The organism is Phenylobacterium haematophilum (assembly GCF_014196295.1).
GTDB lineage: Bacteria > Pseudomonadota > Alphaproteobacteria > Caulobacterales > Caulobacteraceae > Phenylobacterium > Phenylobacterium haematophilum.
The window spans coordinates 120,804-146,752 of sequence record NZ_JACIDK010000001.1; the positions used below are offsets into that span (position 1 = coordinate 120,804).

The 25,949-nt window shown below is 68.2% G+C and carries 19 protein-coding genes; 12 read left to right on the forward strand and 7 right to left on the reverse strand.

Annotation, left to right across the window (positions count from 1 at the left end; genetic code table 11):
* The first annotated feature begins 9 nt into the window (after positions 1–9).
* The 6 genes from GGQ61_RS00645 (at position 10) to rodA (ending at position 7,602) form a co-directional block, all read left to right on the forward strand.
* Positions 10–1,440 (forward strand): sensor histidine kinase, encoded by a 1,431-nt coding sequence (locus GGQ61_RS00645; protein ID WP_183769445.1) that lies wholly within the window; start codon positions 10–12, stop codon positions 1,438–1,440.
* A gap of 232 nt (positions 1,441–1,672) precedes the next feature.
* Complete coding sequence (locus GGQ61_RS00650; protein WP_183769446.1) at positions 1,673–2,716, forward strand: rod shape-determining protein; 1,044 nt, start codon at positions 1,673–1,675, stop codon at positions 2,714–2,716.
* A gap of 63 nt (positions 2,717–2,779) precedes the next feature.
* Positions 2,780–3,907: a rod shape-determining protein MreC gene (mreC, locus tag GGQ61_RS00655; protein ID WP_183769447.1), complete on the forward strand. Its 1,128-nt coding sequence runs from the start codon at positions 2,780–2,782 to the stop codon at positions 3,905–3,907.
* Positions 3,908–4,417, forward strand: a complete 510-nt coding sequence (locus tag GGQ61_RS00660) for a hypothetical protein (RefSeq protein ID WP_183769448.1) — start codon at positions 3,908–3,910, stop codon at positions 4,415–4,417.
* Between the two features lie 12 nt (positions 4,418–4,429).
* Positions 4,430–6,451, forward strand: a complete 2,022-nt coding sequence (mrdA, locus tag GGQ61_RS00665; RefSeq protein ID WP_183769449.1) for a penicillin-binding protein 2 — start codon at positions 4,430–4,432, stop codon at positions 6,449–6,451.
* Positions 6,448–7,602 (forward strand): rod shape-determining protein RodA, encoded by a 1,155-nt coding sequence (gene rodA, locus GGQ61_RS00670; protein WP_183769450.1) that lies wholly within the window; start codon positions 6,448–6,450, stop codon positions 7,600–7,602. The genes mrdA and rodA overlap by 4 nt, the downstream gene beginning before the upstream one ends.
* 1 nt (position 7,603) lies before the next feature.
* Here rodA and GGQ61_RS00675 read toward each other — a convergent pair whose 3' ends face one another.
* Genes GGQ61_RS00675 through GGQ61_RS00685 form a run of 3 tightly spaced genes read right to left on the reverse strand, consistent with a single transcriptional unit; the run spans position 7,604 to position 10,140 of the window.
* On the reverse strand, positions 7,604–8,131 hold the full coding sequence (locus GGQ61_RS00675) for a P-loop nucleotide/nucleoside kinase family protein (protein WP_183769451.1): 528 nt from the start codon (positions 8,129–8,131) through the stop codon (positions 7,604–7,606).
* A gap of 19 nt (positions 8,132–8,150) precedes the next feature.
* A complete protein-coding gene (gene pip, locus GGQ61_RS00680; RefSeq protein WP_183769452.1) occupies positions 8,151–9,143 on the reverse strand; it encodes a prolyl aminopeptidase in 993 nt (330 codons plus the stop codon).
* A 10-nt stretch (positions 9,144–9,153) separates the two neighbouring features.
* Positions 9,154–10,140, reverse strand: a complete 987-nt coding sequence (locus tag GGQ61_RS00685; RefSeq protein WP_221220802.1) for an alpha/beta fold hydrolase — start codon at positions 10,138–10,140, stop codon at positions 9,154–9,156.
* 102 nt (positions 10,141–10,242) lie between these two features.
* On the opposite strand from GGQ61_RS00685, the gene GGQ61_RS00690 reads away from it, so the two are divergent.
* Positions 10,243–11,457 (forward strand): multidrug effflux MFS transporter, encoded by a 1,215-nt coding sequence (locus GGQ61_RS00690; RefSeq protein ID WP_183769453.1) that lies wholly within the window; start codon positions 10,243–10,245, stop codon positions 11,455–11,457.
* On the opposite strand, the gene GGQ61_RS00695 is transcribed toward GGQ61_RS00690, so the two are convergent.
* On the reverse strand, positions 11,448–11,819 hold the full coding sequence (locus GGQ61_RS00695; protein ID WP_183769454.1) for a DUF423 domain-containing protein: 372 nt from the start codon (positions 11,817–11,819) through the stop codon (positions 11,448–11,450). The genes GGQ61_RS00690 and GGQ61_RS00695 overlap by 10 nt on opposite strands.
* Before the next feature lie 56 nt (positions 11,820–11,875).
* On the opposite strand from GGQ61_RS00695, the gene GGQ61_RS00700 reads away from it, so the two are divergent.
* From GGQ61_RS00700 to GGQ61_RS00715, 4 genes are all read left to right on the forward strand, one after another.
* Complete coding sequence (locus GGQ61_RS00700; RefSeq protein WP_183769455.1) at positions 11,876–13,021, forward strand: L-lactate dehydrogenase; 1,146 nt, start codon at positions 11,876–11,878, stop codon at positions 13,019–13,021.
* Positions 13,022–13,162: 141 nt separating this feature from the next.
* A complete protein-coding gene (gene gltB / locus GGQ61_RS00705) occupies positions 13,163–17,806 on the forward strand; it encodes a glutamate synthase large subunit (RefSeq protein WP_183769456.1) in 4,644 nt (1,547 codons plus the stop codon).
* Between the two features lie 23 nt (positions 17,807–17,829).
* Positions 17,830–19,281, forward strand: coding sequence for a glutamate synthase subunit beta (locus GGQ61_RS00710; protein WP_183769457.1), 1,452 nt, complete (start codon positions 17,830–17,832; stop codon positions 19,279–19,281).
* A gap of 45 nt (positions 19,282–19,326) precedes the next feature.
* Positions 19,327–20,679: an amidohydrolase family protein gene (locus tag GGQ61_RS00715; RefSeq protein WP_183769458.1), complete on the forward strand. Its 1,353-nt coding sequence runs from the start codon at positions 19,327–19,329 to the stop codon at positions 20,677–20,679.
* Here GGQ61_RS00715 and GGQ61_RS00720 read toward each other — a convergent pair.
* From GGQ61_RS00720 to GGQ61_RS00730, 3 genes are read right to left on the reverse strand one after another with little or no spacing between them, the layout of a single operon-like run.
* Positions 20,676–21,692 (reverse strand): inorganic phosphate transporter, encoded by a 1,017-nt coding sequence (locus GGQ61_RS00720; RefSeq protein ID WP_183769459.1) that lies wholly within the window; start codon positions 21,690–21,692, stop codon positions 20,676–20,678. The genes GGQ61_RS00715 and GGQ61_RS00720 overlap by 4 nt on opposite strands.
* 5 nt (positions 21,693–21,697) lie before the next feature.
* The gene (locus tag GGQ61_RS00725) at positions 21,698–22,342 is read right to left on the reverse strand and encodes a DUF47 domain-containing protein (protein WP_183769460.1); all 645 of its coding nucleotides are present in this window, start codon (positions 22,340–22,342) and stop codon (positions 21,698–21,700) included.
* Positions 22,343–22,399: 57 nt separating this feature from the next.
* Entirely contained in the window at positions 22,400–24,088 is a 1,689-nt protein-coding gene (locus GGQ61_RS00730; RefSeq protein ID WP_183769461.1) for a hypothetical protein, read from the reverse strand.
* A 157-nt stretch (positions 24,089–24,245) separates the two neighbouring features.
* Between GGQ61_RS00730 and GGQ61_RS00735 the strand changes: the two genes are divergently transcribed.
* Positions 24,246–25,892, forward strand: a complete 1,647-nt coding sequence (locus GGQ61_RS00735; RefSeq protein ID WP_183769462.1) for an amidohydrolase — start codon at positions 24,246–24,248, stop codon at positions 25,890–25,892.
* Positions 25,893–25,949: the final 57 nt, after the last annotated feature.

A 25,949-nucleotide genomic window follows, 5' to 3' on the forward strand; every position in this document is an offset into this window, starting at 1 on the left:
GGCGGCGAAATGCACGACGTCGGGGGAACTCCGGTGGGTGAGGCGGGGCTGTCCGGCCGGGCGGCGGCCGCCGAGGTCCTGCTCAAGCGCGCCTACCAGACCTGGGAGGGCCTGCTGGAGCGTCTCCCGATCGGCGTCTATGTCTGCGACCGCAAAGGGGCGGTTATCCAGTTCAATAGCCGCGCCGTCGAGATGTGGGGCGGCAAGCCGCCGCCGGCGGGCGGTCGGGCGCCGTTCGAACGCTCCTTTCATCCGGACGGCAGTCCGATGTCGCCGGACCAGTCGCCAGTTGCGGTGGCGCTCGCCACCGGCGCGCCGGTCAAGGACCGCGAGGTGATCATCCTGCAACTGGACGGGCGGCGCACGCACCTGCTGGCCAATGTCGAGCCGCTGTTCGACGAGGGCGGCCGGCTGATGGGAGCGATCAACAGCCTCCAGGACGTCACCGAGCTGCGCCAGGCGCGTGAAATGCTGCGCAACCGCCAGGCCTGGACCCAGAGGGTCGTCCAGACTTCGCCGATCGCCACCTACCACACCGATTCCGAGGGGCGCATCCTCAGCTACAACCACGCCGCGGTGACGCTCTGGGGCCGCGAGCCCAGGTTGGGTCAGGACCGCTGGTGCGGATCCTTCAAGCTGTTCGAACCCGACGGCGCGCCGCTGGCGCCTGAGCGCTGTCCGATGGCGATCGCCCTCCGTGAGCGCCGTCAGATCGCCGGGGCCGAGGTGATCTTCGAACGGCCGGACGGCAGTCGGGGCGCCTTGCTCGCCTATCCGACCCCGCTCAGCGGCGCCGACGGCGAGCTGGTCGGGGCGATCAATATGCTGGTCGACATCACCGAGCGCAAACGCGCCGAGGACCTCCAGAAGACCCTGCTCGACGAACTGAACCACCGGGTGAAGAACACGCTCGCCACGGTGCAGTCGCTGGCGGCGCACAGCTTCCACGACGTCGGCGACCCGGCCGGCATGCGCCAGGCCTTCGAGGCGCGGCTCATGGCGCTCTCGAGCGCGCACAATCGGCTGGCCGAACGGCGCTGGGAGACGGCCGATCTCGGCGACATCGTCGCCGGCGTTCTGGCCCCCTACGGTCCGGACGTCGCCATCTGTGAAGGTCCCTCGATCCAGCTCTCGACCCGCGCATCGGTGACCTTCGCCATGGCGTTGCATGAACTGGCCACCAACGCCGCCCGGCACGGCGCGCTGTCGTCGCCCAAGGGCCGGTTGCTGGTGCACTGGACGCGGGTGAGCGACTTCTTGTTCCTCGAGTGGCGCGAGACCGACGGGCCGCCGCCGCCGTTGCAACCGCTGCGCCGCGGCTTTGGGCTGCGCTTCATCCGGGGGGCGGTTGAACGCGAACTGAGCGGACAGGTCGAGGTCGACTTCAACGAGGCCGGACTGCGCTGCCGTATTTCCGCCCCGATTTCAGCGACGGTTTGAGCCCATCCCCCACCATCGGGCGGCTCCTCCGGGCGCGTCCCCCTGTACACGTGCGACGCGAAATCACAGACCTCTCTTTAAGCCTTGAAATAAGCCCACTTGCAGGGCACACGGACCTTCTGTCCTGCAAGCGGAGGCTGGCGTCGCCTGACGTTTCGAGATTCGAAACGAAGCGTCGGCAGCCTGGGCTTTGCACACCCCCAATTCTGCTCCCCACCCTCCAGGGCCCTGCATGATCTCGTCCCTCTTCGGCGCCATTTCGAACGACATCGCCATCGATCTCGGCACCGCCAACACGCTCATCTACATGAAGGGCAAGGGCATCGTTCTGAACGAGCCTTCCGTCGTGGCTTTGCGTAACGTCGGCGGCCGCAAGGTCGTGCATGCCGTCGGCATCGAGGCCAAGCAGATGCTGGGCCGCACCCCCGGTCACATGGAAGCCATCCGCCCGATGCGTGACGGCGTCATCGCCGACTTCGAAGTCGCCGAGGAGATGATCAAGTACTTCATCCGCAAGGTTCACAACCGCAAGGGCTTCGTGAACCCGAAGGTGATCGTGTGCGTGCCGTCGGGCGCCACCGCGGTCGAACGCCGCGCCATCAACGACAGCTGCCTGAACGCTGGCGGCCGCCGCGTCGGCCTGATCGACGAGCCGATGGCCGCGGCGATCGGCGCGGGCCTGCCGATCCACGAACCGACCGGTTCGATGGTGGTCGACATCGGCGGCGGCACTACCGAAGTCGCCGTGCTCTCGCTGTCGGGCATCGTCTATTCGCGCTCGGTCCGCGTCGGTGGCGACAAGATGGACGAGGCGATCATCAGCTACATGCGCCGCAACCATAACCTTCTGATCGGCGAAACCACCGCCGAGCGCATCAAGAAGGAAATCGGCACCGCCCGCGCCCCGGCCGACGGTGAGGGTCTGTCGATCGAGGTCAAGGGTCGCGACCTCATGCAGGGCGTGCCGCGCGAAGTGCGCATTAGCGAAAAGCAGGCTGCGGACTCGCTGGCCGAGCCGGTCGGTCAGATTGTCGACGCCGTGAAGATGGCGTTGGAAGCCACCCCGCCGGAACTCGCCTCCGACATCGCCGACAAGGGCATCATGCTGACCGGCGGCGGCGCGCTGCTGCGCGGGCTGGACGCCGAAATCCGCGACCACACCGGCCTGCCGGTGACCGTGGCTGACGACCCGCTGTCGTGCGTGGCGCTCGGCTGCGGCAAGGTGCTCGAACATCCGAAGTGGATGAAGGGCGTCCTGGAGTCCACCCTGGCGTAGTATTGCCGAGTCGCGGTCTGGGGGAGGGCTCCCAGGCTGCGCCTCTAGGGCGAGCAGGTTCAGGTGGCGCTTCGCGAGAACCCGTTTGGCGAACTGAAGGTGCCCTTGGCGTGGACGGCCGGGGTCGCGCTGGTTGTCGCCATGGTGGTGGCGCTGGTGCTGCTGATGTCGGACCGCCGCGAGACCTTCCAGACCGAAGCCTACGGCGCCTCGCGCAAGGTTGGCGATGCAATCGCCGCGCCGGTGACCGGCGTGCTGGCGACCCCGGGCGAGTGGATCGGCAGCGGCGTCGAGGGCGTCCGCGGCTACTTCTTCGCCGTTTCCGAGAACCGCCGCCTCAAGGAAGAGCTGCGTCAGGCCCGTGAGTGGCAGGTCGCGGCCTTGGCCCTTCGCGACACCAACGACCGCTACAAGGCTCTGCTGGGCCTGAAGACCGACCCGCCGATCCCAATGGTCGCCGCCCGCACGGTCAGCGAGGCGAGGGGCCCGTTCTCCAACACCCGCCTGGCCAACTCCGGCAAGGAGAAGGGCATCAGGCCGGGCAACCCGGTGATGAGCGAGAACGGCTTGGTTGGCCGTGTGATCGGCGTTACTGACGGCGCCAGCCGCATCCTGTTGCTTACCGACATCGCCTCGCGCACCCCGGTGATGATCGACCGCACCAACGCGCGCGCCATCCTCGCCGGCGACGGCGGTCCCAATCCGCGGCTCGAATACCTGCGCGGCCAGGACCCGGTGAAGCAGGGCGACCGCATCGTCACCTCCGGCGACGGCGGCGTCCTGCCGCGCGGCCTGCCGGTCGGAGTCGCGGTCAAGGGCCTGGACGGCCGTTGGCGCGCGGTTCTGGCCTCCGACGCCGCCCCGGTCGACTTCGTCCAGGTGATGCTGTTCCAGGACTTCTCGCAGCTGACCGCCGCGGCGGCCGCCGAACTAAACCGCATGCCGGTGCCGCCGCCAGCCAGTCCACCGCCGATCGTCGGGGTGACGTCGGCGACGCCCGCTGCTCCGGCCCAGACCGCTCCAGCAGCGGCGCGCCCGGCCGCCAGCGCGCCGGCCGCCTCTCGACCAGCGACGCCGCGGCCGGCGACGCCACGGCCCGCCGCCGCTGCGCCGCCTCGACCCGCGACCGCCACGCCCCCGGCGCCCGCGCCCCAGCCGCAATCCCCGCCTCCGTCGGAGGTCCCGTTCTAGATGGCCGGCGCGCGCCCCTTGGCCCCCTGGCGCTGGATCGGGGTCCCGCTCGTCCAGTGCCTGATCCTGACCGTCCTGTTCTCGCTGCCCTTCCGGCCCTTCGGTCTCAGCCTGCCTGAGCCGATCTTCCCGATGGTGCCGGCCTTCGCCTGGGCGGTGATCCGTCCTTCCATGCTGGCGCCCGCCGGTGTGCTGCTGATGGGGCTGTTCCTCGATATCCTCTGGGGCGCGCCCATGGGGCTGTGGGCCCTGTCGCTGCTCCTCGTCTACGGCGCGGCGCTGATCGGCCGCAGCATGATGGCCGGTCAGAGCTTCCCGGTCATGTGGGCCTGGTACGCCGCGGCGACCGGGCTGGCGCTCGGGGCGGCTTTCCTGTTCACGATGGTCGGGGCGCATGCGACAGCGGACCCCATCGCCGTCGCCTGGCAATTCCTCGCCACAATCATATTGTTTCCGTTCGCACACCTGCTCATCGACCGGTTCGAGGATGCAGACGTGCGTTTCCGCTAGGGTTCCGAAGCGATGGCCGAGCCGTCGATCTTCTTCTCCGAGGTCAACGAACGGCAGGGGGTCTTCCACCGCCGGATGTTTCTGCTCGGCGGCATAGCGGGCCTAGGCCTGGGGGCGCTCGGCGCGCGCCTGGCGCACCTGCAGATCATCGAAACCCAGCGCTACGAGAAGCTCTCGGCTTCGAACCAGTTCAATTTCCGCCTGGTGCCGCCGCCGCGTGGCCTGATCGTCGACCGCAACGGCGCGATCCTGGCCTCCAACCGCCCGAACTTCCGCCTGCTGGTGACCCGCGAGGACAACTCGACAGATGTAGAAGGCACGCTGAAGACGTTGTCGACCTTCGTGCCGCTGGACGAGGCGCGCCAACTGCGCCTGATCAAGGACATCAAGCAGACCCCCAAACGGGTGCCGGTCTCGGTGTTCGAAGACATGAGCTGGGACGAGTTCTCAGCGATCAACATCCGAGCCCCGGAACTGCCGGGCGTCACCGCCGACATGGGCGAGGTGCGGGTCTATCCGCACGGCGGCGCCTTCGCGCATGTCATCGGCTACGTCGCCAAGGTCAACCGCGAGGACCTCACCTCGACCGGGCCGAATTCCGACCCGATCCTGCTCAATCCCGGCTTTCGGATCGGCCGCCAAGGGGTGGAGAAGGCCTTCGATCTGGACCTGCGCGGCAAGGCCGGCGCAAGAAAGGTCGAGGTCGATGCGAACGGGCGCGAGGTTCGCCAGGACGAAGCCGGCGATATCCCCAGCATTCCCGGCAAGCGCATCGAGCTGACGCTGGACGTCGACATCCAGAACCGCGCGCTCGAGGTGATGGGCGACGAGAGCGGGGCCATCGTGATGATGGACTGCCGGACGGGCGACCTGCTGTGCATGGCGTCCTCGCCGAGCTTCGACGCCAACCGCTTCGTCAAAGGACTGTCGGGCCCCGAGTATCGCGCCCTGGCGCAGTATGAGCGCAAGCCGCTGCTCGACAAGGTGATGACCGGGACCTATCCGCCGGGGTCGACCTTCAAGCCGACGGTCGCCCTGGCGGCGCTGACGGCGGGCATCGACCCGGAAGTGCGTATCCATTGCTCCGGCGGCTGGTACTGGGGCGGGCGCACCTGGCGCTGCTGGAAGCATGGCGGGCATGGCTCGCAGAACATGCACGACGCCATCAAGAACTCCTGCGATGTCTACTTCTATCAGACCGCGCTGCGCATGGGGCCGGACCCGATCGCCAAGGCCGCCCACGCCATGGGCTTCGGTCAGATCTTCGACATCGGCATTCCAGGCCAGAAGAAAGGCGTCGTCGGATCCCGCGAGTGGAAACGCAAAGCAGTAAAACGCGAGCCCGTGTGGCAGCCCGGCGACTCCGTCAGCTACGGCATCGGCCAGGGCTATGTGGCGGTGAACGCCCTGCAGTTGGCGGTGATGACCGCGCGTCTGGCCAACGGCAAGAAGGCGCTGAACCCACGCTTGATTAAGTCCGTAGGCGGGGTGGAGCGGCCGCACGGCGACGACGTGCCGGACCTGCCGTTCACCAAGGAGCAGCTCGACTATGTCCGCGGCGGCATGGTCGCCGTCGCGAACGACACCGGCGGCACCGCCTATCGCCAGAGCCAACTCGGCCTGGGCGACATTCAGATGGCCGGCAAGACCGGCACCGCCCAGGTCCGCTCCTATGCGGGCCTGGCGTCTCGAAGCAGCGCGGGCGTCACTTGGCGACTGAAGGACCACAACCTGTTCGTCGCCTTCGCCCCGGTCGATGATCCGCGGTACGCCGTGGCGGTCATCGTCGAGCACGGGGGCCTTGGCGGCGCCACCGCCGGCGCGCCCCGCGCCCGCGAGGTCATGCGCGTCGCGCTGATGAAGGACCCGGAGCTGCGTTCACGCATCGAGACTCCGATGCCGATGCCCGAGGCGCCTGAGCCGCTGGAGGCCGAAGGCGTCGCGCCCGAAGCGCCGACCATCACCGCCGCGCCGGCCGCGCCCGCCGCTCCGGGGACGCCGCCCGCAACCACCCCGACTGGAGGCGCGATATGACCGTCAGCGCCCTGACCCGCCCGGGCGAACGTGACCGCCTAGTCGTCAAACTGTCCGAGATCGACTGGCTGTTTGCTCTGGCGCTCTGCCTGATCGCCGGGACCGGCGCCCTGATGATGTTCTCCATCGCCGGGTCATCGTGGGAACCCTGGGCCGCCAAGCACCTCAGTCGTTTCGCGCTCTGCTTTGCGCTGATGATCGGGCTGGCGATGATCGACCTGCGGGTATGGTTTGCGATCTCCTATCCGCTCTACGGCATAGGCCTCTTGCTGCTGGTCGCGGTGGAGGTGGCCGGGGACGTGCGCATGGGCGCGCAGCGGTGGCTGGCCTTCGGACCGTTCAGCTTCCAGCCGTCCGAGATCATGAAACTCGGGATCGTGCTGGCCCTGGCGCGGTTCTATCACGGCATTTCGGCCGACAACGCGCGGCTCTCCTGGTGGCTGTTGGTGCCGGCCGCGATGATCGGGGCTCCCACCGTGCTCGTCATGCACCAGCCGGACCTGGGCACCGCCATGCTCATCGCCATGACCGGCGTGGCCATCGTCGTGCTGGCGGGGCTGTCGTGGCGGATTATCTTCGCCGGCATCGCCGCCTTCGTCGTCGCAGTCCCGCCGATCGTGATGTTCGTGCTGCACGACTACCAGCGAAAGCGCGTGCTGACCTTCCTCGATCCAGAGAGCGATCCCTCGGGTTCCGGCTATCACATCCTGCAGTCCAAGATCGCGCTGGGCTCCGGCGGCTTCTTCGGCAAAGGCTACGGGCTCGGCTCGCAGAGCCAGCTGAACTTCCTGCCCGAGAAGCAGACCGACTTCATCTTCGCGACCCTGGCCGAGGAATTCGGCTTCCTGGGATGCTTCTCGCTGCTGTTCCTCTATGGGGCGGTGATCTTCATGGCCCTGCGCACCTCGGCCCTGGCGCACTCGCACTTCGGCCGACTGTCGGCGGCCGGCACCACTGCGACCTTCGCGCTCTACGTGCTGATCAACGGCGCGATGGTCATGGGCCTGGCGCCGGTCGTGGGCGTGCCGATGCCGCTGCTGTCCTATGGCGGCACCGTCATGTTGACCGTGATGATCGGTTTCGGTCTGGTCCAGGCCGTGCGCGTCCACCGCTATTCGGAAGTCACCAGCGGCAAGGGTGCGCTGATGTAGCTCAGGCGACCGTCACGGTCGTCTCGCCCTCGCCGAGGGGCGGCTCGAAGCTGCGCAGGAAACGGGCCAGCATCGCATCGTCGACCGGGATCGCACCCCGCTGGTCCGGCTGCTCACGGCGGGCGGCAAGCCGCCGCTGCAACAGCTCTGGCTGGGCGTGCAGGTAGATCAGCCGCCAACGCCCGCCAGCGCCCTCGACCTCGGCCTTGAACGCCTCGCGATGGGCCCGGCTCCAGAAGCTTGAGTCGATCACCACGGCCTGGCCGGCGCGCACCGCCTCGGCGACCTGGGCCTGCATCCAGACGCGGACCGGCTCCAGCAGGGCGGGGTAGTCGGCGGCGGGAAAGTCGAGGCCGTACCGGCCGTGACGGCGCCAGAGCTCCTCGTCGATCGACAACCGCAGGAAGCCGGCGTCTTCGAGCGCCATGGCGAAAGTCGTCTTTCCGCTCCCGGCCACGCCGCACATCAGCACCGCCAGGCCAGGCAGGGGTCTTAGGGACAGAAGCGCGTCGGCGATGGTGACTGCCATGGCGCGCTCCCCTTGGTCCCTAGAGCTTCAGCGCCTGATCGGTCGCCCGGATCAGACCGTCAACGATGCCGGGCTCGGTCGAGGCGTGACCCGCGTCCCAGACGATGTCGAAGCTGGCCTCGGGCCAAGCGCTCTTCAGCCGCCAGGCGCTGTCCATCGGCGTCACAACGTCGAACCGGCCCTGGACGATCCATCCGGGGATGCCGCGGATCTTGTCGATGTTGTTGAGAATCCAGTTGTCTTCTTTGAAGAAGCCGCCGTTGACGAAGAAATGGCTCTCGATCCGCGCGAAGGCGATGGCGAAGTCGATCTCGTTGAACTTGGAGGGCCGCGCCTCCGGTCCGCGGATCGAGATGGTGTCGCCTTCCCATTGGCTCCAGGCGGCCGCGGCCTCGGCCTGGATGCGGCGGTCGGTATGGGTCAGGCGCTTGTGGTAGGCGGCCATCATGTCGCCGCGCTCGGCCTCCGGGATCGGCGCGCAGAACCGCGCCCACGCGTCCGGGAACAGCATTGAGGCGCCCTCCTGGTAGAACCAGCGCAGCTCGCGCTGGGTCAGCAGAAAAATGCCGCGCAGGACCAGCGCCTCGACCCGATGCGGATGGGTGATGGCGTAGGCGAGCGCCAGGGTGCTGCCCCAGCTGCCGCCGAACACCGTCCACTTCTCGACGCCGAGATGGATGCGCAGCCGCTCGATGTCCTCGATCAGCGACCAGGTGGTGTTGTCTTCCAGGCTCGCGTTCGGCCGCGACTTGCCGCAGCCGCGCTGGTCGAACAGCACCATCCGCCACTTCGCCGGGTTGAAGAACCGGCGCATCGTCGGGTTGATCGCTCCGCCCGGGCCGCCATGCAGGATCACGCATGGCTTGCCGTCGCGATTTCCGCACTCCTCGTAGAAGATCTCGTGCGCCCCGCTGGTCGGCAGCCAGCCGTAGGCGAACGGCTCGTTGTCCGGATACAGCCCCTTGCGGTGCGATGTGTTCGAGACGGCGAAAGGCGGGGTGTTGCGTTCCATCCCCGCCAGTCTACTTCGGGAAGCGGCGCCCCATCCAGTCCAGGATGAGCCGGTTGACCTCTTCGGGCTTCTCCTGCTGCGTCCAGTGGCCGCTGTCCTTGATCAGCACCTTCTCCAGGTCGGAGATCACATCCTCCATGCCGTCGGCCATGGCCGGCGACAGCACGACGTCCTTCTCGGCCATGATCATCAGGCAGGGGATGCCGTCGATGCGGGTGGGCAGGTCGGCCGAGCGCTCCCAGTTGCGTGTGAAGTTGCGATACCAGTTGATCCCGCCGGTGAAGCCGGTGGCCTGGAAGGTCTCGACGAAACCGGCCAGTTCGTCGGCGTTCAGCAGCTGGTTGGCGGTGTCGGACTTGTCCCAGGCGTTCAGCGCGTCGCCGAACGCAAACGTCGATCCGCCGGCGGGCGGGGCGGCGGCCTGCGCCACGGCGGCCGGCTTGCGCATGAAGAACCGCATGGTCTTGTCGACGTCGGCGGCCAGCGCCGCGTCGGCGATCCCCGGCTTCTGGAACCACACGATGTACATGTCCTCGCCGAACACCTTGCGCATGCCCTCGATCGGGTCGAGCGGCGCGCGGCGCATGAACGGGGTGTTGAGCCCGATGATTCCAGCGACGCGGTCCGGATGCATCAGCGGCAGCTGCCAGACGACGATCCCGCCCCAGTCGTGGCCGACGAACACACCCTTGGCCGCGCCCAGGTGGTCCAGCAGCCCGATCAGGTCGCCGGTCAGGTGCTCCATGTCGTAGTCGGTGACAGCTTCCGGCCGCTCGGTCAGGCCATAGCCGCGCTGGTCCGGCGCGATGGCCCAGACCCCGGCCGCCTCGCAGGCCGCCAACTGGTGGCGCCACGAGAACGCCAGCTCCGGAAAGCCGTGGCAGAAGATCAGCGGCACGCCCTGTCCGCGCGGTCCGACTTCGTAATAGGCCATGTCGATGCCGTTGACCTTGGCATACTGGGCGGGCGGCATCTGGCGGGCGAGGGCGGTCGACATGGCGGGCTTCCTCCGAAGGTTTGGCCGAGCTTGCCAGGGTTCCTTGCGCGGAAGGCAAGCGCGGCTTGGCGCGTTCGGCGCGAATGACGCTAGAAGGGGGCGATGACCAGCCAGCAAGCCGCCGCCGCCGACCGCACGCCCTGGGGCCTGGTGTTCCTGCTCGGGGCGCTGACCGCCTTCGCGCCGATGTCCATCGACATGTACCTGCCCAGCTTGCCGGCCATCGGCGCCGACCTGCGCGCCAGCGCGGCGCAGACGCAAGGGACGGTGGCGGCGTTCTTCGCCGGCATGGCGATCGGCCAGTTCTTCTACGGCCCGGCCTCCGATCGCTTCGGGCGCCGCGGCCCGATTCTGCTGGGTGTGGCGATCTACGTCGCCGCCTCGGTCGCGTGCGCGCTCGCCACCTCGGGCGACATGTTGGTCGCCGCCAGGTTCGTCCAGGCGCTCGGCGGTTGCGCCGGCGGGGTCGTGGCCCGCGCCGTGGTTCGCGACCGCTTCAACCACACCGAGACTGCGCGGATGCTGTCGCTGATGACCCTGATCATGGGGCTTGCGCCGATCCTCGCGCCGATGCTGGGCGGCCTGCTGTTGACGCTCGGCGGCTGGCGGCTGAACTTCTGGGCGCTGGCGGTGTTCGGTCTGGCCTGCGGCGCGGCGACCCTGCTCTGGCTCAAGGAATCGCGCTCGGAAGAGACCGCCGCTCAGGCCGCATCGGAAAATCCGCTGAAGGCGTATCTGGCCCTGCTGCGCCAGCCGCGTCTGGTCGGCTACGCCCTGGCCGGAGCGCTGAACGGCGCCACCCTGTTCACTTACATCTCGGCCTCGCCGGACCTGCTGATCGGGACCTATGGCATCTCGCCTCAGCAATTCGGCTTGGTGTTCGGTCTCAACGCCGCGGCGATCATCGGCGCCAGCCAGGTGAACCGCTATCTGCTGCGTCGCGCCACTCCTGACGAGGTGCTCGAGCGGGCCAGCCAGGCGGCGGTGTTGGCCTCGATCGCCCTGACCATCGCGGCTCTGACGGGTTTCGGCGAGCGTTGGAGCATTCTGCCGCTGCTCTTCGTGCTGCTGGCCAGCTACGGCTTCATGCAGGGCAACACAATGGCTGGAGCGCTCAATGTCGACCCGCGGCGAGCCGGTTCTGTCTCGGCCCTGATGGGCGGCGCCTCATTCGGCGTCGGGGCGCTGGCGGCCAGCCTTTCGGGCGCCTTCCACGACGGGACGCCGCGGCCGATGGCGGTGGTGATGGGACTGGCCGTGATCGGTTCTGCGGTGGCGCTGCGCGTCCTGGCCTTGCCTAAGTCAACTCAGTCCTGAGGCCTTTGCAGCGCGGCCAAGGCCAGCAACGCCCAGCCGAGCATGAACAGCACCCCGCCGATGGGGGTGATCGCTCCGAACCAGCGCGGCGCGCCAAGCGCCATGGCGAAGAGGGTTCCGGAGAAGATGATGACGCCGCTCAGGAAAATCGGCGGCGTGATCCGCGCCAGCCGCCCCCCGGCGTTAACCACGACCACTGACGCGAAGACTGCCAATGCGTGCAGGAATGCGTAGATTGCACCCGTATGCATCCAATCCTTGGCCTTGGGATCGGTGACGCCATGAGCTGCGAACGCGCCGAAGGCGACGGCAAGAAAGCCGCAGACAGCGGCGGCGGACATCCAGACGCGCAGATTGCTCATGCGCTCTGCGTAGCGACTCCTCATAGCATTGGCCACACATACAGGGGGGACATTCCATGAAGCCCGCATCGGTCGCCGACTATCGCGAGCTTGCGAGGCGACGCCTTCCGAAGATGTTCTTCGAGTACATCGACGGCGGCTCCTACGCCGAGGTCACGCTGGAGCGGAACGTCGCCGACATCGAAGCCCTCGCCCTGCGCCAGCGGGTGATGCGCGACATGACCCAACTCGACATGTCGGTCGAGGTGCTGGGCCAGAAGATGACCATGCCGATCGGCCTTTCGCCGGTGGGCATGGCCGGCATGTACGCCCGCCGGGGCGAGGTTCAGGCCGCCAAGGCCGCCGCCGTCGCTGGGGTACCGTTCTGCCTGTCGACGGTCGGAGTCTGTTCGGTCGAGGAGGTCGCCGAGTCCGGAAAGGCGCCCTGGTTCCAGCTCTACATGCTCAAGGACCGCGGCTACATGCGCGAGCTGCTCGCCCGCGCCAAGGCGGCCGGCTGCCCGGTGCTGGTGTTCACGGTCGACCTGCCGCTGCCCGGCGCGCGCTATCGTGACGTTCGCTCGGGCTTCACCGGCGCGACGGGGGTCTCGGGGGCGATGAACACCGCCTGGCAGGGGGTGACTCATCCGGAATGGCTGTGGGACGTGTGGTTGAACGGGCGTCCGCACAGCCTGGGCTCGGTGGCCGGGGCGATTCCCCAGGGACGCAGCGTCACCGATTTTCTCAGCTGGATCGCAAAGAATTTTGATCGATCGGTCACCTGGAAGGATCTCGACTTCGTTCGCGAGGTCTGGGATGGCCCGATCGTCATCAAGGGCCTGCTCGATCCCGAGGACGCGCGCGACGCCGTCCGCGCCGGGGCTCAGGGCCTCGTCGTGTCCAACCATGGCGGCCGCCAGTTGGACGGCGTCCGCTCTTCGATCTCGGCCCTGCCGGCCATAGTCGATGCGGTCGGAAATGACCTCGAAGTGCTTATGGACGGCGGGATCCGCTCAGGTTTGGACGTGCTCAAGGCGCTCAGCCTCGGCGCCAAGGCCTGCTTCATCGGCCGCGCCTGGGCCTATGCGTTGGGGGCAGGGGGCCGGCCGATGGTCGCCAAGATGTTGGGAACGCTACGGGCCGAGCTTTCCACGGCCATGGTCCTGACCGGCTGCAACGCCGCGCGAGACGCCGATAAGTTGCTACTAGACGTCGCACCTTAGAAAATCTTTTCAATTCGACGCGCGCAGGCCCATCGACAAGGGCTGATCTTGCCGGGTAAATGCCCGCCGAATTTGCGCGCAACAACGGTCGCCGAAAGCCGGCCTTGCTGCGTGCCCGAGTTTTGAGAGCGAGGTATCCGGATGGGAGCTCCCGAGCGGCAAGGTCTTTACGACCCGCGCAACGAACACGATGCGTGCGGTGTGGGGTTTGTGGCCAATATTAAAGGCCGCAAATCGCATGAGGTCGTGACCGCCGGCCTGGAGATCCTGATCAACCTGGATCACCGCGGCGCGGTCGGCGCCGACCCGCTGGTCGGCGACGGCGCCGGGATTCTGATTCAGATTCCCGATGCTCTGATCCGCGACTGGGCCTCCAAGGAGGGCGTCGACCTGCCGCCGGCCGGCGAATACGCCGTCGCCATGTGCTTCTTGCCCAGCGACGACGCCGCGCGCGACATCGTGATGGCTCAGTTCGAGCACTTCCTGAAGGTCGAGCATCAGCCCCTGCTGGGCTGGCGCGACGTGCCGGTGAACCTCGACGGCCTCGGCGCCGCCGTGCTCGCCGACATGCCGGTCATCCGCCAGGCGATCATCGGACGCGGCCCGAACATCCGCAGCCAGGACGCTCACGAGCGCAAGCTCCTGGCGGTCCGCAAGCAGACCCAGAACCCGCTGGCGGAATTGGCCGTGAAGCACGGCATCCCCAGCATCGCCGACCTCTACATGCCGTCGCTGTCGACCCGTACCGTTGTCTACAAGGGTCTGCTGCTCGCCGACCAGGTCGGGACCTTCTACCAGGACCTGCTGGACGAGCGCTGCGAGTCGGCCCTGGCCCTGGTGCACCAGCGGTTCTCAACCAACACCTTCCCTTCCTGGAAGCTGGCCCACCCGTACCGGTTCATCGCCCACAACGGCGAAATCAACACCGTCCGCGGCAACGTGAACTGGATGAACGCGCGCCGGCGCACGCTGGAAAGCGATCTGCTGGGCCCCGACCTCAATAAGATGTGGCCGCTGATCCCGCACGGTCAGTCGGACACCGCCTGCCTCGACAACGCGCTCGAACTGCTGGTCGCCGGCGGCTATCCGCTGGCCCACGCGGTCATGATGCTGATCCCGGAGGCTTGGGCCGGCAACCCGCTGATGGACGCCAAGCGCAAGGCTTTCTACGAGTACCACGCCGCCCTTATGGAGCCGTGGGACGGCCCCGCCGCCGTCGCCTTCACCGACGGCCGCCAGATCGGCGCCACCCTCGACCGTAACGGCCTGCGTCCGGCCCGCTTCATCATCACCGACGAAGACCATGTGATCATGGCTTCGGAAGTCGGCGTGCTGACGGTTCCCGAGGAGCGCATCGTCCGCAAGTGGCGTCTGCAGCCGGGCAAGATGCTGCTTATCGACATGGAAGAAGGTCGGATTATCGAAGACGAGGAGATCAAGCGCTCCCTGTCCGAGGCCGAGCCCTATGCCGACTGGCTGAGCGAGACCCAGTTCAAGCTGGAAGAACTGCCCGAGATCGCCTTCAACGAGGCGCTGTCCAACGACGCGGCCCAGTTGCTCGATCGCCAGCAGGCGTTCGGCTACACCCAGGAAGACGAGCAGTTCTTCCTGGCGCCTATGGCGACCACCGGCGAGGACCCGATCGGCTCCATGGGCGCCGACACTCCGATCGCGGTGCTGTCGAAGCGTTCGAAGCTGCTCTACGACTACTTTAAGCAGAACTTCGCCCAGGTCACGAACCCGCCCATCGACCCGATCCGCGAGGAACTGGTTATGAGCCTCGTGTCGATGATCGGCCCGCGCCCGAACCTTCTCGGCCGTCACGCCGGCACCCACAAGCGCCTGGAAGTCTCGCAACCGATCCTCACCAATGAGGATCTGTCGAAAATCCGCTCGATCAGCGAACTGCTCGACGGTTCGTTCCGCACGGCGACGATCGACACCACCTGGGCGGCCGACGAGGGCGCTGCGGGCCTGGAGCGGGCGATCGAGCGCGTGTGTCGTGAGGCCACCGACAACGTCCTGGCCGACAAGAACATCCTGATCCTGTCGGACCGCCGGGTCGGCTCGGACCGCATCCCGATCCCGGCCGCCCTGGCCACCGCCGCCGTGCACCATCACCTGATCCGCCAGGGGCTGCGCATGCAGACCGGCCTTGTGATCGAGACCGGCGAAGCGCGCGAAGTGCACCACTTCTGCGTCCTGGCCGGCTACGGCGCCGAGGCGGTGAACCCGTACCTCGCCTTCGAAACTCTGGAGAACCTGCGCGTCCGCGAGGGGATCACGGTCTCGGCCTATGACGTTCGCAAGAACTACATCAAGGCCATCGGCAAGGGCATCCTGAAGGTCATGTCCAAGATGGGCATCTCGACCTACCAGTCGTACTGCGGCGCTCAGATCTTCGACGCTGTCGGCCTATCGTCTGAACTAATCGAGAAGTACTTCACCGGCACCGCGACGACGATCGAGGGCATCGGTCTGGCCCAGGTCGCCGAGGAGTCCGTGCGTCGTCACCGTGACGCTTACGGGGACAACCCGATCTACGCGACCATGCTGGACGTCGGCGGCAGCTACGCTTTCCGTCTGCGCGGCGAACAGCACGCCTGGACGCCGGAAAGCGTCTCCAAGCTGCAGCACGCCGTGCGCGGCGGCCGCTCGGATGACTACCGGGCCTTCGCCGAGAGCATCAACGAGCAGTCGGAGCGCCTGCTGACCATCCGTGGCCTGATGCGCTTCAACTTCAACGAGACCCCGGTTCCGATCGAAGAGGTCGAGCCGGCCAGCGAGATCGTCAAGCGCTTCGCCACCGGTGCGATGAGCTTCGGCTCGATCAGCCGTGAAGCCCACACCACGCTCGCCGTGGCCATGAACCGCATCGGCGGCCGCTCGAACACCGGGGAGGGCGGCGAGGAGGCCGACCGCTTCAAACCGCTGCCGAACGGCGATTCGATGCGCTCGGCGATCAAGCAGGTGGCCTCGGGCCGGTTCGGCGTCACCGCCGAGTATCTGGTCAACGCCGACGACATCCAGATCAAGATGGCCCAGGGCGCAAAGCCCGGCGAGGGCGGCCAGCTTCCTGGCCATAAGGTCGATAAGAACATCGCCCGCGTCCGTCACTCGACGCCGGGCGTCGGCCTGATCAGCCCGCCGCCGCACCACGACATCTATTCGATCGAGGATCTGGCCCAGCTGATCCACGACCTGAAGAACGTCAATTCGGGCGCCCGCATCTCCGTGAAGCTGGTGTCGGAAGTCGGCGTCGGCACTGTGGCCGCTGGCGTCGCCAAGGCGCGCGCCGACCACATTACCATCTCGGGCTTCGAGGGCGGCACCGGCGCCTCGCCCCTGACCTCCCTGACCCACGCGGGCTCGCCCTGGGAAATCGGTTTGGCCGAGACCCAGCAGACCCTGCTGCTCAACGGCCTGCGCACCCGCGTGGCGGTCCAGGCGGACGGCGGCCTGCGGACCGGCCGTGATGTCGCCATCGCCGCCCTGCTGGGCGCCGACGAGTTCGGCTTCGCGACCGCCCCGCTGATTGCGGCCGGCTGCATCATGATGCGCAAATGCCACCTGAACACCTGCCCGGTGGGCGTGGCGACTCAGGACCCGGTGCTGCGCGCGCGCTTCACCGGCCAGCCCGAACACGTGATCAACTACTTCTTCTTCGTCGCTGAAGAACTGCGCGAGATCATGGCGTCGCTCGGCTTCCGGACGGTCAACGAGATGGTCGGCCGCGTCGACCGCCTCGACGCCCGTGACGCCGTCGATCACTGGAAGGCTGAAGGCGTCGACTTGTCCAAGCTGCTCCATGCGGCCGCTCCGGAAGGCGCCAAGGGCCTCTGGAACATGGACCGCCAGGACCATGGCCTGGGCAAGGCGCTGGACAATACCCTCATCGCCGACGCTGCTGCGGCGCTGGAGAAGGGCGAACCGGTCCTGCTTGAGTACGCGATCAAGAACATCAACCGCACCGCGGGGGCCATGCTCTCGGGTGAGGTCGCCAAGCGCTATGGCCATGCCGGCCTGCCTGAGGACACCATCACCATCAAGTTCCGCGGCCAGGCCGGCCAGAGCTTCGGCGCCTTCGCCGCCCGCGGCGTGACGCTGGAGCTGACCGGCGACGGCAACGACTATGTCGGCAAGGGCCTCTCGGGCGGCCGCATTGTCGTGCGCCAGCCGGCCGAGGCGCGTCGCGATCCGACCCAGAACATCATCGCCGGCAATACCGTGCTCTACGGCGCCATCGCCGGCGAGGCCTACATCCAGGGCGTGGCTGGCGAGCGCTTCGCCGTCCGTAACTCCGGCGCGGTGACCGTCGTCGAAGGCGTGGGCGACCACGGCTGCGAATACATGACCGGCGGCGTGGTGGTCGTGCTGGGCGATACGGGCCGCAACTTCGCGGCCGGCATGTCCGGCGGCGTCGCCTATGTCTACGACCCCAAAGGGCGCTTCGCCGACCTCTGCAACAAGGCGATGGTCGACCTTGAAAAGGTCGAGCCGGCGACCGCGCCGAGCCGCGAGGACGAGCCGTACCGCCCAAGCCAGCGTTCGCTGTCGGTCGACAACAACGGCATGGGCGACGTGCTGCGCTTCGACGCCGAACGCCTGCGCATCCTGATCGAGCGCCATCACCTCTACACGGGGTCCGAGCGCGCCCGTCAGATTCTGGAGAACTGGGATCAGACCCTCGGCTCGTTCGTGAAGGTCATGCCCAAAGATTACCGCCGCGCCCTGCAGGACATGGCGGCCGAGCGGCAAGCGGCTGCGGCCGTGGCCGCGGAATAGATTGAAAGTCGGAGGACAGCATCATGGGTAAGGTCACCGGCTTTCTCGAGATCGAGCGCCAGGAACGCACTTACGAAGCGCCGCAGGAGCGCCTGAAGAACTGGAAGGAATTCGTCCACCCCATGCCGGCGGCGGACGTGTCCAAGCAGGCCGCGCGCTGCATGGACTGCGGAATTCCGTTCTGTCACCAGGGCTGCCCGGTGAACAACCAGATCCCGGACTTCAACAACCTAGTCTATCGCGACCAATGGAAGACGGCGCTGGAGAACCTCCAGTCGACCAACAACTTCCCGGAGTTCACCGGCCGGGTGTGCCCGGCGCCCTGCGAGGCGTCCTGCACCCTGAACATCATCGACACGCCGGTCACCATCAAGACCATCGAGTGCGAGATCGTCGACCGGGGCTGGCAGGAAGGCTGGATCAAGCCGCAGATGTCGCCGCGCGGCACCGGCAAGCGCATCGCCGTCGTCGGTTCGGGCCCGGCCGGCCTGGCCTGCGCCCAGCAACTGGCCCGCGCCGGCCACGCCCCGACCGTGTTCGAGAAGAACGACCGGATCGGCGGCCTGCTGCGCTACGGCATCCCGGACTTCAAGATGGAGAAGCACCTCATCGACCGCCGCGTGGCGCAGATGGAAGGTGAGGGCGTGATCTTCCGGACCAACTTCGAGGTCGGCAAGACCGTCTCGGTCCAGCGCCTGCTCGACGATTACGACGTGCTCGTCATGGCCGGCGGGGCGGAAGATCCGCGCGACCTGCCGATCCCGGGCCGCGAACTGGCCGGCGTCCATTTCGCGATGGACTTCCTGACCCAGCAGAACAAGCGCAACGCCGGCGACGACGAACTGCGCGCGGCGCCGACCGGCGGCATCTCGGCCACCGGCAAGCATGTCGTCGTGATCGGCGGCGGCGACACCGGCAGCGACTGCATCGGCACCTCGAACCGGCATGGCGCGGTCCAGGTCACCCAGCTGGAAATCATGCCGCAGCCGCCGGTTCGCGAGAACAAGCAACTGACCTGGCCGGACTGGCCGCTGAAGCTGCGCACTTCCTCCAGCCACGAAGAGGGCTGCGAGCGCGACTTCGCCGTCTCGGCCAAGCGCTTCATCGGTTCCAACGGCAAGGTCGAGGCGGTCGAGTGCGTCCGCGTCGAATGGGTCGTCGGCGCGGACGGCCGCCAGTCGCTGCAGGAGGTCGCCGGGAGCGAGTTCCAGATCAAGGCCGATCTGGTGCTGCTGGCCATGGGTTTCGTCGGCCCTCGCCACAACGAATTCATCGCCCAGTCGGGCGCGGAGCTCGACCCGCGCGGCAACGTCAAGGCGCCGGTCAGCGACTACAAGACCACCTCGGCCAACATCTTCTCCTGCGGCGACATGCGCCGCGGCCAGTCGCTGGTGGTCTGGGCGATCCGCGAGGGCCGTCAGTGCGCCCAGGCGGTCGACGAATACCTGATGGGGACCAGCAAGCTTCCGCGCTGACGCTTAGGCGTTGAGGCGGGCCAGGGAGACGGTTAGGGCAGGGGCATGATCCGCTCCTGCCTCACCGCGCTCGCCGCTGTCCTCGCCCTCTCGCCCGCCGTCGCGCTCGCTCAGGAGCCGCCGGTCGAGGCCCAGACCGTCTATCGCAACGTCACGCTCATCGACGGGACCGGCGCGCCGGCCCGCGCGGCCATGAATATCCTCGTCCGCGGAGAGCGGATCGAGCGCGTCTGGAAGGAAGGCGAGATCGCCTTCAAGCTGTCGCCGGACACTCGGATCGTCGACATGACCGGCAGGTTTGTGCTGCCGGGCCTAACCGACAGCCACCAGCACTTGGCCACCCCGCCGAACCGCCGCTTCGCCGAGGCCCAGCTCAAGCGGGACCTCTACAGCGGGATCACCTCGACCCGCGACATGGCCGACGACCTGCGCAATATCGCAGACTTGGCCCGCGCCACGCGCATCGGCGAGATCCCCGGGCCCGACATCCACTATGCGGCCTTGATGGCCGGCCCGTCGTTCTTCGACGACCCCCGCGTCGGCGCCGCCTCGCTCGGCGCGGTCGGCGGCCAGGTTCCCTGGATGCAGGCCATCCGCCCCGACACCGACATCCGTCAGGCGGTGGCTGAGGCCAAGGGAACCAGCGCCGCGGCGATCAAGATTTACGCCAACCTGCCAGGCGCCGAGGTCGCGCGCATCACCGCCGAGGCCCACCGCCAGGAGCTCCAGGTCTGGACGCATGGCGCGGTGTTCCCGGCCACCCCGGCGGAGGTTCTGGCTGCGCGGCCCGACAGCGTGAGCCACGTTTGCATGCTGGCCTACCAGGTCTCCGACCAGTTCCCGACCGGCTACCACCGGCGCGCGGCGGTCCAGGAAGAGAAGTTCGGCAAGGACGTGCACCCGCAGATCGCCCCGCTGCTGGCCACGATGCGCCGGGACGGCGTCGTCCTCGACGCCACTGTCCGTATCTACGAGGCGATGAAGGGCCGGCCCAGCAAGCCCTACTGCTCCACCGAGCTCGCCGCCCAGCTGACCTCTCAGGCGCTGAAGGCCGGCGTGATCATCTCGGCCGGCACCGACGGCTTCTCCAACCCTGCCGCGGCCTATCCGGCCCTCTACGAGGAACTGGAGCTGCTGGTCGACAGATCGGGCTTTTCGCCGATGCAGGCCATCGTCGCGGCGACCCGCAATGGCGCGCTGGCCGTCAGCAAGACCCCGGACTTCGGAACCATCGAGGCGGGCAAGCTCGCCAACCTGGTGTTCACCGGCCAGGATCCGAGCCAGGACATCCGCGCCCTGCGCACCATCACCCTGACCGTCAAGCGCGGGAAGGACTATCCCCGCGCCGACTTCGACCCGGCCGCGGACGTCGCCGCCCGCGCCATGGTCGACGACTAACCCATGAAGCGTCCGGCCGCCCAGTAGGTCAGGGCGCCGATAATCGCCGCCGCGGGCAGGGTCACGACCCAGGCGGTGACGATCTCCTTGGCCACGCCCCAGCGCACCGCCGAGACCCGCTTGGCCGCGCCGACGCCGACGATGGCGCCGGTGATGGTGTGGGTGGTCGAGACCGGCACGCCGAGGCTGGTGGCGGCGAACAGGGTGATCGCCCCGCCGGTCTCGGCGCAGAAGCCCTGCATCGGGGTCAGGCGGGTGATCCGCGAGCCCATGGTGTGGACGATCCGCCAGCCGCCGAACAGCGTGCCCAGGCCCATCGCCGCCTGACAGGACAGCACCACCCACAGCGGCACGTGGAACTCGCCGTCGCTCGGGCCCATGCCGTGCGCGATCAGCAGGGCGGCGATGATGCCCATGGTCTTCTGGGCGTCGTTGCCGCCATGGCCCAGCGAATAGAGCGAGGCCGACACGAACTGCAGTTTTCGGAACACTCCATCCACCGCGAACGGCGTCAGCCGCACGAACAGCCACGAGACGATCAACACCAGGAACAGCGCGAGGATGAAGCCGGTCGCCGGCGACAGCACGATGGCGAACAGGGTCTTGGAGAGGCCGCCCCACATGACGGCGCCCATCCCGGCCTTGGCGACGCCCGCACCGACCAGCCCGCCGATCAGCGCATGCGAAGACGAGGAGGGGATCGCCGCCCACCAGGTGAGCAGGTTCCAGCCGATCGCCCCGATCAGCGCCGAGAAGATCAGCCCGTCGCTGATCAACTCGGGCATGACCAGCCCCGCGCCCACGGTCTTGGCCACGTGCAGGCCGAAGAAGAGGAAGGCGATGAAGTTGAAGAACGCCGCCCAGGCGACGGCGATGAAGGGCGGTAGCACCCGCGTCGCCACGATGGTGGCGATCGAGTTGGCCGCGTCGTGCAGCCCGTTCAGGAAGTCGAAGGCCAACGCCACGAAGATCAGGAAGATCAGCAGCGGGCCGTAGCCGGCGAGGAGTTCCACGTGGGCTAGACCTGCTCGATTACGATGCCGCTGATGCAGTTCGCCACGTCCTCGAAGCGGTCCATGACCTTTTCCAGGTGGCTGTAGACGTCGACCCCGACGACGAACGCCATCGGGTCGTCGTGCCGATGGGCCAGGAACAGGGCCTTGCGGCCGGCGTCATAGATCGCGTCCGAGCGATCCTCGATGTGGGTGATCTGTTCGGTAAGCTGGCTGAGCCGCGTCACATTCTGGCGCATGTTGCTCAGGAGGCCGACGGCCTCGCGGGTCAGCACGGCGGCCTCGACGATGATGTCGGCCATCTCCCGCATCGGATCTTCGAACTCGCGCAGTTCGAACAGGCTGACGACCTTCACCGTCTTGTGCATCTGGTCGATCGCGTCGTCGAGCGAGGTGATCAGGTCCTGGATGTCGCTGCGGTCGAAGGGGGTGATGAACGAGCGGCGCACGTTCAGCAGCACCTCGCGGGTGATCGCGTCGGCCGCATCCTCGTGCGCCACGACGCGGGCGCAGGCCTCGGCTACCCCGTCGCCGCCTTGCAGGACCTCGCGCAGAGCGGTCGCGCCCTCCACCAGCTTCTCGGCGTGGGCGCTGAAGAGGTCGAAGAATTTCAATTCCTTAGGCATCAAAGCCTGGAACCAGGTGAGCATCGTTCCGTCCGTGTCCCTTATGTCGCGGCCGCGGCGGCGCGAAGATTCTGCGCGCTCTTAGCTGCTTCCTGGCTCCGACAGAAGACCTCCACCGCCCGCGAGCGATGCGCGCGCCGAGGCGGAGGGCCCCGTTTGACGGGTATAGACGGTCAAGCCGGCGCCATGGAAGGAGACCTTCCAACCGGGGCCGGGCGCCTGTGCGCCGAGTGAGACGATGGTGTCGATCTCGGTCAACCGCGCGGCGTCGGGGGCGGCCTGGACCGTGATCGGCCGGGCCCGGAGCCGCAGATAGGCCAGGCGCGCCTGGATCGGATCCTGCGCCAGCAGCGCGACGCCCCCTGGCCGCTGTTCGATGATCGCCGCGGCCGCGGTCAGGTCCTGGGCCAGCGCGCCGCGGGCGGCCGATGTGGCGCGCTCCCAACGGACGTCCAGGGCGGTCGACAGCGCCGCCAACGCCACAAAGGCCGTCAGCCAGACGCCCATCACCGGCCAGGTTCTGAACGCGGTGGCCGCGCCGGCCGCCACGACGATGGCGCCCGCCAGGATGGCGGTGATCGGGCTTTCCAGCGAAAAGGCGCTCAGCGCCGCGGCGTCCCAGGCGCGCGGGACCACGCCGCCGAGCAGGCAGGCGGTCAGCACCGACAGGCCGACGACTGGGACCGCCCCCATGGCCAGCCGCCACCAGCGACCGCCGGCGCGGTCGAACTCCCCGATGAACGGGGCCGCCGCGATCCACAGCAGTGGGACCAGCGCCTCGAACTGGCGTCCCCAGATGCGGGTCGGATTGGCCGCCTCGCCAGTGCCTAGCAGGGCGGTCAGCACGAGCGTCAGGGCCGCGGTGAACAGCACCAGCAGGAAGCTCGCCTCGTGCGGGGTTAGGAAGAAGCGGCCGCGACCGCGGTGCCAGCGCCAGCGCATCTCCACGCGCAGCAGGCCCGTCAGGGCCGGAATGCCGGCCAGCATCACGCAACTCGCAGCCATCGCCACGAGCCCGCGCGCGCCGGCGATCCAGCCGTCCTGACTGATCGCGCCCTCCAGGAGGCCGTCGTAGCGATGCTCGAGATAGAAGGTCAGCGGCTCGCTGGACGCCTGGTTCGCGGCCAGTTGCAGCAGGTTCACGCTTGCCAGGAAGGCCGCCGCCAGCACCGCGATCCGCCCGACGAAGATGCGCAGATCCCGCCTTCCCAGCAGCAGGTCGACCACCGCCAGCAACAGCAGAGCGATCCCGAGCGCCGGCCCCTGCGGCTTGAGCAGGGTGAGGGCGCCGACTAGGACGCCGGCCAGCGCCGCATGGGCGATTGGCCGCGGGCCATAGAGCCGCGCCGTGGCCAGCACGGCGGCGCCCAGCAGCAGGACGTACCAGCCCTCGGGCAGGGCGGCGGCCGCGAAGCGGTAGTAGGGATAGGCGAGGGCGAGCAGCGCCGCGGCGATCCAGCCTGGCCGGTCCATGCTCGTGCGCACGCTGGCCAGCGCCAAAGCCAGCCCGCCGAAATAGGCCGCCGCGCCGAGGATCCGCAGCCATGGCAACAGGTTCTGCGTCGCGTAGGTCAGGGCCCGGATCAGCAGGCCGAACAAGGTGTCGCCCGTGCTCTGGGCCTGCGGCAGCAGATCGGGCCGAGCGGCCAGGGTCTTGCCGAACAGCGCATGGACCAGATGGGTGCTCTCGGCGCCGGTATAGAGCGGGGCTTCCAGGAACACCCGGTCGAGATAGACCAGCGCCACGGCGATCGCGGCCGCCGTCAGCACGCCGTAGCCTAAGCGCGCGCTCGGCCATGCCGGCCGACCTGCATCCCCCCGAGTCATGGCTTCACTGTGGCCGCTTCCTGGGCGGGTGACCATAGTGGGCGTTTGCGCCCGGCCGCGGATCGTCGATCAATGGGCGCGGCGATTCACGGGGGGAAACATGCGCACTGCTCTGCAAGCTCTGATCGTGGCGGCCGGTCTGGCGCTGGCGGCTCCAGTCGCAGCGGAGGATCTGCTGCTGCACGGCGGGCCGATCTACACCGGCGATGCCGTGGTCCAGGCCCTGGCGGTCAAGGACGGCAAAGTCGCCTATGTAGGCGGGATCGAGGCCGCCCGCGCCGCCGCGCCCGGCGCCCGCGACATCGACCTCAAGGGGGCGGCCGCCTATCCCGGCTTCGTCGACTCCCACGCCCACTTGGCGGGCATCGGCTTTCGCGAAATGACCCTCAACCTCGAGGGGACGGAATCTATCGAGGCCCTGGTCGCCCGGCTGAACGCCTGGGCCGCGGACAATCCCGGCTCCGACGTGATCTCCGGCGCCGGCTGGATCGAAACCCATTGGCCGGAGAAGCGCTTCCCGAGCCGCGCCGATCTCGATCGCGCCGCGCCGGACCGCCCGGTGGTGCTGACCCGCGCCGACGGCCATGCCCTGGTCGCCAACACCGCCATGCTGAAGCTGGCCGGGATCACCGCCCAGACCGCCGCGCCGGCCGGCGGGCAGATCCTGAAGGACGCCAAGGGCGAGCCCGACGGCATGCTGATCGACAACGCTATGGCCCTGGTCCGCGCCAAGGTGCCGCCGCCCAGCGCTGCGGCCCAGGCCGAGGCGGTGCGCCGCGGCGCGCGGGTCTACGCCTCGCGCGGCTGGACCGGCCTGCACGACATGAGCGTCGGCGCCGACGAGGTGGCGATCCAGCAGGACCTGGCGGCCCGCGGCGAGCTGCCGGTCCGCATCGACAACTACATGTCCCAGGCCGCAGCGCAGAAGGTGCTGGCCGAGGGACCGTCGCAGGACCCGACCGGCCTGGTGCGCGTGCGCGGGGTGAAGCTGTTCATGGACGGCGCGCTCGGATCGCGCGGGGCGGCGTTGCTTGCGCCCTACTCGGACGCCGAGGGAACGGGCCTGATCGTCACGCCCCGCGAAACCGTCGACGCCATCCTCGCCAAGGCGCGCAAGTCCGGAGCCCAGATGGCGGTTCACGCTATCGGCGACCGCGGCAACCGGGTGATCCTCGACGCCTACCAGCAGGCCTTCGCCGACGACCCGGCCGCGCTCAAGGCCGCCCGCTGGCGCGTCGAGCACGCCCAGATCGTGGCGCCGGAGGACCTGCCGCGCTTCGCGCAGATGGGCGTCGTCGCCTCAATGCAACCCTCGCACGCGATCGGCGACCTCTACTTCGCTCCCGCACGTCTCGGCCCGGAGCGCCTAAAGGGCGCCTATGCTTGGGAGAGCCTGCTGAAGTCCGGCGCGGTCGTCGCCGGCGGCTCGGACGCCCCGGTCGAGAAAGGCGATCCGCTGGTCGAGTTCTACGCCGCCGCCTACCGTCATGACCTGAAGGGGTTCGCCGGTCCCGACTGGCATCTGGACGAGGCCGTCACCCGTGCCCAGGCGCTGGAGATGCTGACCCGCGGCTCGGCCTATGCCGGCTTCCGTGAGACCGAGCTGGGCCGGCTCGCCGTCGGCCGCGACGCCGACATCTCGGTGTTTTCCGTCGACCTGATGAGCGCGCCGTTCGCCGACATCGCCAAGGCCCATGCGGTCATGACGATCGTCGGCGGCAAGGTCGTCTATCAGGCCGCGCCGTGACCACGGCATAGGCTGCGCCGCAAACCCCTATGGGGTGTTCTACGGATGGCGCGCGGG

Bases quoted from the DNA above. Each gene is read 5' to 3' on its own strand.
- GGQ61_RS00645 (WP_183769445.1), top strand. From the start codon at position 10: ATGCACGACGTCGGGGGAACTCCGGTGGGTGAGGCGGGGCTGTCCGGC.
- GGQ61_RS00650 (WP_183769446.1), top strand. From the start codon at position 1,673: ATGATCTCGTCCCTCTTCGGCGCCATTTCGAACGACATCGCCATCGAT.
- GGQ61_RS00660 (WP_183769448.1), top strand. From the start codon at position 3,908: ATGGCCGGCGCGCGCCCCTTGGCCCCCTGGCGCTGGATCGGGGTCCCG.
- mrdA (WP_183769449.1), top strand. From the start codon at position 4,430: ATGGCCGAGCCGTCGATCTTCTTCTCCGAGGTCAACGAACGGCAGGGG.
- rodA (WP_183769450.1), top strand. From the start codon at position 6,448: ATGACCGTCAGCGCCCTGACCCGCCCGGGCGAACGTGACCGCCTAGTC.
- GGQ61_RS00675 (WP_183769451.1), bottom strand. From the start codon at position 8,131: ATGGCAGTCACCATCGCCGACGCGCTTCTGTCCCTAAGACCCCTGCCT.
- pip (WP_183769452.1), bottom strand. From the start codon at position 9,143: ATGGAACGCAACACCCCGCCTTTCGCCGTCTCGAACACATCGCACCGC.
- GGQ61_RS00685 (WP_221220802.1), bottom strand. From the start codon at position 10,140: ATGTCGACCGCCCTCGCCCGCCAGATGCCGCCCGCCCAGTATGCCAAG.
- GGQ61_RS00690 (WP_183769453.1), top strand. From the start codon at position 10,243: ATGACCAGCCAGCAAGCCGCCGCCGCCGACCGCACGCCCTGGGGCCTG.
- GGQ61_RS00695 (WP_183769454.1), bottom strand. From the start codon at position 11,819: ATGAGCAATCTGCGCGTCTGGATGTCCGCCGCCGCTGTCTGCGGCTTT.
- GGQ61_RS00700 (WP_183769455.1), top strand. From the start codon at position 11,876: ATGAAGCCCGCATCGGTCGCCGACTATCGCGAGCTTGCGAGGCGACGC.
- gltB (WP_183769456.1), top strand. From the start codon at position 13,163: ATGGGAGCTCCCGAGCGGCAAGGTCTTTACGACCCGCGCAACGAACAC.
- GGQ61_RS00710 (WP_183769457.1), top strand. From the start codon at position 17,830: ATGGGTAAGGTCACCGGCTTTCTCGAGATCGAGCGCCAGGAACGCACT.
- GGQ61_RS00715 (WP_183769458.1), top strand. From the start codon at position 19,327: ATGATCCGCTCCTGCCTCACCGCGCTCGCCGCTGTCCTCGCCCTCTCG.
- GGQ61_RS00725 (WP_183769460.1), bottom strand. From the start codon at position 22,342: ATGCTCACCTGGTTCCAGGCTTTGATGCCTAAGGAATTGAAATTCTTC.
- GGQ61_RS00735 (WP_183769462.1), top strand. From the start codon at position 24,246: ATGCGCACTGCTCTGCAAGCTCTGATCGTGGCGGCCGGTCTGGCGCTG.